This window comes from Lactobacillus sp. UMNPBX6, assembly GCF_002553975.1.
Taxonomy (GTDB): Bacteria; Bacillota; Bacilli; order Lactobacillales; family Lactobacillaceae; genus Lactobacillus; species Lactobacillus gallinarum.
The window spans coordinates 1-3,148 of sequence record NZ_PCZD01000096.1 but is presented as its reverse complement, the minus strand read 5'-3'; the positions used below and the strand labels follow the sequence as shown (position 1 = coordinate 3,148).

At 35.4% G+C, this 3,148-nt stretch carries 3 protein-coding genes; all 3 read left to right on the top strand.

All coding sequences use genetic code 11. The features are described 5' to 3' along the window. Positions 1 to 277: 277 nt before the first annotated feature. Positions 278 to 1,264: a ribose-phosphate pyrophosphokinase gene (locus CP357_RS09705; protein ID WP_056945545.1), complete on the top strand. Its 987-nt coding sequence runs from the start codon at positions 278 to 280 to the stop codon at positions 1,262 to 1,264. Positions 1,265 to 1,414: 150 nt separating this feature from the next. Beyond that, positions 1,415 to 2,098 carry a TetR/AcrR family transcriptional regulator gene (locus CP357_RS09700; RefSeq protein ID WP_098037199.1) on the top strand — a complete coding sequence of 228 codons (684 nt, stop codon included), beginning with the start codon at positions 1,415 to 1,417 and terminating at the stop codon, positions 2,096 to 2,098. Positions 2,099 to 2,110: 12 nt separating this feature from the next. Then, positions 2,111 to 2,935: a hypothetical protein gene (locus CP357_RS09695; protein ID WP_098037198.1), complete on the top strand. Its 825-nt coding sequence runs from the start codon at positions 2,111 to 2,113 to the stop codon at positions 2,933 to 2,935. Positions 2,936 to 3,148 lie beyond the last annotated feature (213 nt).

Sequence of the window (3,148 nt, the reverse complement as noted above, 5' to 3'; positions counted from 1 at the left end):
GTTAGCGTAAGCTAACGAGCCACTAAGCCCTAGACTTCAGTCTAGGGTAGTTGACCGCATAATTCAAGTTTAAGTTTCATGAACTTAGTAGTGCCGGAATTGGCAGCGATTGTCGGGCTGGTTTTGTTCATTGTTTCTAGAAGACAAATGAATTAGATTTACGTAAATTCAAAATCAAAATAGAAATCTTCAATAAAGAACCTCCTCTTTTATTTATCAGAGAAGGTTTTTCGTATATAATGGGTCTGTATATGATTTTTATTCAGAAGAGGTAGCTATGAACAAGGAAGAACTCCATAAATTATTGCACCCAATGAAGGTGATCGGGTTAGGTGGTAACCCAGCATTAAACGAAAAAATTGCTGCAATTTTGCGTCAACCATTAATTGAAACTGCAGTTCATCACTTCAGCGATGGTGAAATCCAAGTTAATATTGGTGAAAGTGTCAGAGGTTGTGACGTCTTTGTAATTCAATCAATTCAAGATCCAGTTAACGAAAACTTCATGGAACTTGAAATTATCTTGGACGCATTGCACCGTGCATCAGCTCATACCATTAACGTGGTAGTTCCATACTTAGCATATTCACGTTCAGATACTAAGACTCGTTCACGTGAACCAATCACAGCTAAGCTTGTTGCTAACTTGCTTCAATTAACTGGTATGGATCGTTTAATTACAGTTGATTTGCATGCTTCACAAATTCAAGGTTTCTACAGTGTTCCAGTAGATCACTTGCACGCTATTCCACTTCTTGGTCAATACTTCTTAGATAATGGTATTGCTACTAAGGAAGATGATGATATCGTAGTTGTTTCACCTGATCACTCAGGTGCCAAGCTTGCACGTAACTTTGGTCAATATTTCAACGCTCCAATCGCTATTGTTGATCAACGTGGTGCTCGTTATGATACTGAAGTGCACGATATTATTGGGGATGTTAAAGACAAGAAGTGTATCATCGTTGATGATTTAATTGATACTGGTTCTCGTATTTCATCATCAACTAAGTCAGTTATGGCGGCAGGTGCCAAGAAGGTTTATGTTGCTGCAACTCACGCACTTCTTTCTAAGAATGCAACTGAAGTACTTAACGAATTGCCAATTGAACAAATCGTTGTAACTGATACTATTAAGCATAATCGTTACCCAGACAGAATGGTTCGTATTTCTGTAGATCAACTTCTTGCTCGTGGTATTGATTACGTTTATAACGATCGTTCAATTCACCAAATTTTTGATGAACAAAATCGTTTAAAGTAAAAAAATTAAATAATTGATATATAATAATCCTCACCTGAATGAGGATTATTTTTTATTTAAGTTTAAGTCATAAAACTATTTACAAATAGCAATGATTGGTATAATTGATTTGTGTTGTATAGATAGAAAGAGAAAGATAGAGGAATAACCATGGCACGACGGAAAAATATGAAAAGACGGAGAGTTATTCTTGGCAATACTTTTCATTTAATCAGAGAAAATGGAATGGATAATGTTTCTTTGCAAATGATTGCAGAAAAATCAGGCATTTCAAAGTCCCTGCTGCAGTCATATTATCCTCATAAAGCCAAGTTAACTAATGACATTATTCGTAATCTTTTTAATACTTTAGGACAACAAGTAAATAATTACGATATGGCTAATAGTAATGCACCATATGCAAGAACTAAGGCTTTTATTTATACTATTGCAGTTTTAGGGATGCATGATGAAGGTCTTGATCGAATTATTTCAGAAGCCTTTGTCAGCAATGCAACCCTGGATAACTGGGGCGTAATGCTTAATGATTGGATCAATATCAATCATTTATTTGACGACGTTGATGTTGATGAAGACGAGCTTGAAACGGGGATTGCATTTGTAACTAGTGGTATCGGACGGCTTTACCATGATCGTAAGAAGCACCACTTATCAGCAGAGGCTCTTGCAGACTATGCTACGAGTGCATTAATGTTTAGTTTCTTGCATTGTTCTTCTCGTGAAATTGATCAAGCTCTAAAAGAGGGACATGAAATCATCGAATCAGCTGATATGGAAGTTGTTCACCGTGCAATTGATACGATGTTTGATGAAGGTAAAGAAATTTTCAGCTAAAGGGGAATCGTGATGGTTGAAGGCAGAAGAGCCAATTTGCGACGAATGGGGCAAGAACAAGCTGGCCAGTATAAACGCATGATGGCTTTTGTGATCTTTTTGGCTGCGGCTTTAACATTGATAACGGCAACTTTTCTGAATCCTATTTTTATGAAAAAACAAATCAGGACTAGTTACAATCAAGCCGTTATTGTACGCCAAGTTAATAAAAATTTTGATGTTTTGGCAGATGTAATTAATGCTCGCGACGAAGATGACGCAAATCTACTTGCACAGGCACAAACCCAGCCAATTGCCGACCATATAATTGATTATACGTTAGGCATTCACTGGTTTAAGGTTAATAATTTAAGTCTTGCTCAACAGATTTTAACGGATATTAATCAAGGAATTGATAAAGGCTCTTCAAGTGGAGCACAAGTGATCAATAATAAACTAAAAAAACAAGGTGTTAATGCTCCTTATGCAATTGTTAAGGCATTTAACTTAAATATTGTGACACTTGGTGCCAATATTGCTAGTTTATTATTAATCGTTAATGTAATCATTGTGATTGTGACTATTATTACTCTGATTTCATTAATTAATGACATGAAATCTAAAGCTTCAACGCGAGTGCTGATTCATAATGCAACTGCTGCGGGAATGTGGGCCGGATTTTGGCTAATTCTGATATCAGGGTTACTAGCGCTAGTTCCTGTAATTTTTGATGTAGATAACATTGAATTTGGTTCAATTCTTGAAATTGGCAGTAGTGTTTTCTTGGAATATGTCATTGTCGGTGCAATTATTTATGTTATTTGTGCCATTCCTTGGCAAGCTACTTCAACTAAATAAGTTTAGAAACCGTAATCATGTAACTATGATTACGGTTTTTCTTGCATAATAACGAAGTATCTGTATATAATTAAAAAATAATTAACAAATTTTAGGTATATTTAACGAAGGAATGAGACTGTAAAATAGTTTGTGTAAGGATGAATGATTCCTTAAATTTATTTCTTTAAACATTAGAAAAAGGAGTTCCTTTCTCGTATGATTGGTTTGAAC

What these genes read in the sequence shown, in the direction of transcription:
- CP357_RS09705 (WP_056945545.1), top strand. Translation starts at nt 278, where the DNA reads ATGAACAAGGAAGAACTCCATAAATTATTGCACCCAATGAAGGTGATC.
- CP357_RS09700 (WP_098037199.1), top strand. Translation starts at nt 1,415, where the DNA reads ATGGCACGACGGAAAAATATGAAAAGACGGAGAGTTATTCTTGGCAAT.
- CP357_RS09695 (WP_098037198.1), top strand. Translation starts at nt 2,111, where the DNA reads ATGGTTGAAGGCAGAAGAGCCAATTTGCGACGAATGGGGCAAGAACAA.